7 protein-coding genes are annotated in these 4,743 nt (G+C 56.3%); all 7 read left to right on the top strand.

The features are described 5' to 3' along the window. A partial coding sequence (locus ADK28_RS04620; protein ID WP_048795013.1) for a PD-(D/E)XK nuclease-like domain-containing protein occupies positions 1 to 426 on the top strand: 426 nt, incomplete at its 5' end. Positions 427 to 437: 11 nt separating this feature from the next. Continuing rightward, positions 438 to 1,556 (top strand): recombinase RecT, encoded by a 1,119-nt coding sequence (locus ADK28_RS04615; protein ID WP_053091643.1) that lies wholly within the window; start codon positions 438 to 440, stop codon positions 1,554 to 1,556. Next, positions 1,550 to 1,735 (top strand): hypothetical protein, encoded by a 186-nt coding sequence (locus ADK28_RS04610; protein ID WP_048795012.1) that lies wholly within the window; start codon positions 1,550 to 1,552, stop codon positions 1,733 to 1,735. Before ADK28_RS04615 ends, ADK28_RS04610 begins: the two co-directional genes overlap by 7 nt. Before the next feature lie 63 nt (positions 1,736 to 1,798). Then, positions 1,799 to 2,011, top strand: coding sequence for an excisionase family protein (xisR, locus tag ADK28_RS04605; RefSeq protein WP_047730590.1), 213 nt, complete (start codon positions 1,799 to 1,801; stop codon positions 2,009 to 2,011). Then, positions 2,011 to 3,267, top strand: a complete 1,257-nt coding sequence (locus ADK28_RS04600; protein WP_048795011.1) for an Arm DNA-binding domain-containing protein — start codon at positions 2,011 to 2,013, stop codon at positions 3,265 to 3,267. The genes xisR and ADK28_RS04600 overlap by 1 nt, the downstream gene beginning before the upstream one ends. Positions 3,268 to 3,315: 48 nt before the next feature. Continuing rightward, positions 3,316 to 4,254, top strand: a complete 939-nt coding sequence (gene ttcA, locus ADK28_RS04595) for a tRNA 2-thiocytidine(32) synthetase TtcA (RefSeq protein ID WP_048795010.1) — start codon at positions 3,316 to 3,318, stop codon at positions 4,252 to 4,254. A 146-nt stretch (positions 4,255 to 4,400) separates the two neighbouring features. Then, a partial coding sequence (locus ADK28_RS04590; RefSeq protein ID WP_048795009.1) for a VOC family protein occupies positions 4,401 to 4,743 on the top strand: 343 nt, incomplete at its 3' end.

The following is a 4,743-nucleotide window of genomic DNA, read 5'->3' as shown; positions in this document are numbered from 1 at the left end:
GAAGAAACCGGCCTCGAACTGCGCGTACGTCCCGATCTTGAGATTGAGGCCGTAGGCCTGCGTATCGGCTACGACCTGAAAACCGTCAGCATGGGTAATGTCAAGCAAAGCGCCCTGCGCGCCCGCTTGCACCGTGAAATCATCGAGCGCGATTACCACCTGAGCGCGGGCATGTATTGCGATGTTGCGGCGCTGGATCAGTTTTTCTGGATCTTCGTCAACAAAGATGAGCACTACCACTGGATCGCCACCGTTGAGGCCTCCGCTGACCTGCTCGAACTCGGCCGCCTTGAGTACCGCAAAACCCTGCGGGATATCAAACAGGCACAGGATACCGACGTATGGCCAGAACCGATCACAGAAGAAATCGTGGACGACATTAACGACTTTGACCAGCGCCGCATGGAAGCGCTGCGCATAGCCTAAGGAGCATACCAATGAGCAACCAACTCGCACTAATCCAGAAAGACCTGGCGGAACAGCTGGCACCGGCAAAAGCGATTTTGCCGAGCCATGTCAGCTTTGAAAAATTCACCAACGCCGCGGCAGTGGCGTTATCAACGAATCCAGATCTGTTCGATGCCGACCGCCAGAGCGTTATCAACGCCCTTTCGTCTTGTGCAAAAGACGGACTTATTCCAGACGGACGCGAAGCTGCGCTCGTCGTTTACAAAACCAAGCTCCCAAATGGTCAGCGGGTCCGCCGCGCACAGTACCTGCCAATGATCGATGGCGTAATGAAGCGGGTACGCCAGTCTGGCGAGGTATCCATCATCGCCACCCGCGTATTGTACAAAAACGATAAATTCCGCGTCTGGATGGACGAGAACGGCGAACACATTTTCTATGAACCTAACATGCTCGACCGTGGCGAGATGATTGGTGCGTTCGCCTACGCGAAGATGCGCACCGGCGAGCTGCAGTTTGAAGTGATGAATATCGAGGATATCGAAAAAGTCCGCGCCGCAAGCAGGAACAGTGACAGCGGGCCGTGGGTTAACTGGTACGAGTCAATGTCTCGCAAATCCGTCATGCACCGTCTTGGCCGGCGGCTGCCGAATAACTCCGAGATCATGGAAATGCTCGAGCGCGGGCAAGAGATGGTTTGGCATAAAGAGAAAGACGTCACGCCGGACACCCGCGTAAGCACCGGCCAGCTGATCGAGGCGACTGATAAGGCGCCGGCGCCAGTTACTGAAAATTCAGAGCCTGAAAAGATAGCTGAGGATATTCGCGGCAGCATCGACAAGATCACCACCACCGCACAGGCGACGGACCTTCGCGCATCGGTTGAAGAACTGAAATCGCAGCTGGGGATTACCCTGTACACCGAGCTGAAAAACAAAATCGTGAAGCAGCACCACCGTCTGAACGCGATTGCCGCCCTGGGTGCGTCGATCGATGCGGCTGGCAAGAACGGCGGCACCACGAGCCAGGAACGGGCAGACCTGGGCGCCCTTCTGCATCGTTCCGCGCGGTTCCTGAGCGCTGATGAAGTTCAGCGCTATCAGCAGGCGATTGATGACCTTTCGCCGGCGCAGGAGGCGGCATGCTGACGCTTATCGGCTTCCTGCTATTGGTCAGCCCGTGCGGCCACGATGCTTGCGACGCGCTGCCGGTATCTGAGCGAATTTACTCGAGCTTCGACCAGTGCGAGCGAATGAGGGAAGCAATCCAATTGCGCCGCCCGCGCGCCGTTCTGTACTGCGACGGCGTTTACAGCACTGAAAAATGATTTTCGAAAATCAAAATAGTAACGGCCAGCACGATAATCTGCTGGCCGATCATGAGGTGAAGTATGCCGCAAGTGATCTTTAATGAAGAGTGGGTTGTTGAAGATAGGCTTAAAGCAAAGACGGGCCTTAGCGATCGACAAATAGAAAAATATCGCCAAGGGTGTTGGATCGAGGGGGTGCATTTCAAGCGGGTTGCATCCAGTGGCCAACGAGCCGTGCGCGGAGTCACCTGGTACAACTACCCGGAGATTAACAAGATGGTTCAGGATGCGTAATGGCAAAAGCAAAACTACCGACCGGTGTCGAGATCCGCGGCAAGCGCTTGGCTATCTGGTTTATGTATCGCGGGAAACGCTGTCGCGAATTGCTAAAATCTTGGGAAATCACCCCGGCGAACATCAAGCGCGCATCTATGATGCGGGCAGTCATCCAGAGTGAGATCCAGCTGGGGCAGTTTGATTATGCCGCACGGTTCCCAACGTCTAAGCGTGCGGCAGAAGCCACCATCGCTTCCGGGCCGGTTCGTAAGGTCGAGACATTCGGCCAGTTAGTGGATGCCTGGCTGGAAAACCGTGAACCAGAATTGGCTCGTAATACGATGAAAAAAACCCAGTCACAAATGAAAACCATAAAATTCATTGTAGGGCCAGATCGGGCGCTGGTTGACATCAACCACAACGATATTCTCGGTTTTAGAAATGCGCTCCTGCATGGGCGAACCTTTTACCAGGAAAGCCTGCGTAGCAACAAGGACGGCCGCACCGTGCGCACGGTAAACGATTATGTTGGCGCACTCTGTACCGTGTTACGTTTTGCCTACCGATCGGGCTTTATCCGCGACAAGCCCTATGAGGAGGTTCGAAAATTAAAGCGGTCGAACACGAAACCGGATCCGCTGCTCCGTGATGAGTACGATCAGTTGGTAATGGCGTTGGATGGCCAGCGCCGTTTTATGTGGACAATCGCCATTTTTACCGGGCTTCGCCACGGCGAGCTTGCCGCCCTTGCATGGGAGGATATCGACCTGGATAAAGGTGAATTACGGGTGAGCAGAAATTTAACGTCCCTGGGCGAATTCGGGCCGCCAAAAACGCAGGCAGGTTTTCGCACGGTAACGCTACTCGCGCCGGCGGTGGAGGCACTACGCGCGCAGCGGCTGCTTACCGGCCTGCATCGGCCAACCGAGATCACGTATCATCACCGCGAATACGGCAGCACCGAACGCCAACGCCTGCGCTTTGTGTTCGTCCCGCGCCCATCCAAAGGCGAACAGCGGCCGCACTATGGCCTGTCGTCGATCGGCGCTCGCTGGAATGCCGCTGTGAAGCGCGCAGGTATTCGACCACGTAATCCGTACCAGACGCGCCACACGTTCGCCTGCTGGCTTTTGACGGCCGGAGCGAACCCGTCATTTATCGCGGCGCAGATGGGACACGAAAACGCGCAGATGGTTTACGAGATCTACGGAAAATGGATTGAACAGATGAACGGCGATCAGGTGGCAATGCTCAATGACAGGCTGGCTATTTAATGCTCTTTGCCCCTATAATGCCCCTTTCTGGAGTATCGAAAAAATAAAATGACTGAGAATCAACAAGATAACAAGCGTTTGCAATACAACCTGAACAAATTGCAAAAGCGCCTGCGCCGCAACGTGGGCGAAGCGATCGCCGATTTCAATATGATTGAAGAAGGCGACCGCATCATGGTCTGTCTGTCCGGCGGCAAAGACAGCTACACCATGCTGGAGATCCTGCGCAATCTGCAGCAAAGCGCGCCGGTCAACTTCTCGCTGGTGGCGGTGAACCTCGATCAGAAACAGCCCGGCTTCCCGGAGCATATTCTGCCCGCCTATCTGGAAAGTCTGGGGGTGGAATACAAGATCGTCGAAGAAAACACCTACAGCATCGTTAAAGACAAGATCCCGGAAGGGAAAACCACTTGTTCACTGTGTTCGCGCCTGCGCCGCGGCATTCTGTACCGCACCGCCACCGAACTGGGCGCCACCAAGATCGCACTGGGCCACCACCGCGACGACATTCTGCAGACGCTGTTCCTCAACATGTTCTACGGCGGCAAGATGAAAGGCATGCCGCCCAAGCTGATGAGCGACGACGGCAAACACGTGGTCATCCGCCCGCTGGCCTATTGCCGCGAGAAAGACATCGAGCGTTTCTCGATCGCCAAAGCGTTCCCGATCATTCCATGCAACCTGTGCGGCTCGCAGCCTAATTTGCAGCGCCAGGTGATCGGCGACATGCTGCGCGACTGGGACAAGCGTTACCCAGGCCGGTTGGAAACCATGTTCAGCGCCATGCAGAACGTGGTGCCTTCGCACCTGAGCGATATCAACCTGTTCGATTTCAAAGGCATTCACCACGGCAGCGCCGTGGTGGACGGCGGCGATTTGGCCTTCGATCGCGAAGACATCCCGATGCAGCCGGTCGGCTGGCAGCCGGAAGACTCGGACGACGCGGCGCCTGCGCCAGAGCGTTTGAACGTGCTGGAAATCAAATAATCCCCCTCGCCGCTTGCCATCCTGCGAGCGGCGACATTTCCCTTTCCCGACGATCTCGATCCTGTTCACAGTTTGCGCAAAATTTGCTGGGCAGTGCCGTTTTTACCCTATACTGTTTATTTATACAGTCATATGGAGATCGCGCAATGAATATCACCCCCTGCCTGTCCCACGTCTCGCTGGGCTCCAACGATTTCGAGGCCGCCGCCGCCTTTTACGATCGTGCGCTGGCCGCTTTGGGTTGCCGACGGGTGCTGGAGCATCCCGGCGCCATTGGTTACGGCCGCGACTACCCGGAGTTTTGGCTACAGGTGCCGATCGACGGCCGGCCGGCCTCACCCGGCAACGGCACGCACGTCGGTTTTTTCGCCACCAGCAAGCAACAGGTGGATGAATTCCATCGCCAGGCGCTGCTGGCCGGCGCCGTCGATGAAGGCGCGCCCGGTTCGCGGCCGCATTACGGCGAGGCTTACTACGGCTGCTTTGTTC

Source organism: Serratia sp. 506_PEND (assembly GCF_001076875.1).
Lineage (GTDB): Bacteria > Pseudomonadota > Gammaproteobacteria > Enterobacterales > Enterobacteriaceae > Serratia > Serratia marcescens.
The sequence above is the reverse complement of the archived record's forward strand: the minus strand, read 5'-3'. Positions and strand labels throughout refer to the sequence as shown.

Excerpts from the sequence above, each read along its gene's own strand:
- ADK28_RS04615 (WP_053091643.1), top strand. The coding sequence starts at position 438 with ATGAGCAACCAACTCGCACTAATCCAGAAAGACCTGGCGGAACAGCTG.
- ADK28_RS04610 (WP_048795012.1), top strand. The coding sequence starts at position 1,550 with ATGCTGACGCTTATCGGCTTCCTGCTATTGGTCAGCCCGTGCGGCCAC.
- xisR (WP_047730590.1), top strand. The coding sequence starts at position 1,799 with ATGCCGCAAGTGATCTTTAATGAAGAGTGGGTTGTTGAAGATAGGCTT.
- ADK28_RS04600 (WP_048795011.1), top strand. The coding sequence starts at position 2,011 with ATGGCAAAAGCAAAACTACCGACCGGTGTCGAGATCCGCGGCAAGCGC.
- ttcA (WP_048795010.1), top strand. The coding sequence starts at position 3,316 with ATGACTGAGAATCAACAAGATAACAAGCGTTTGCAATACAACCTGAAC.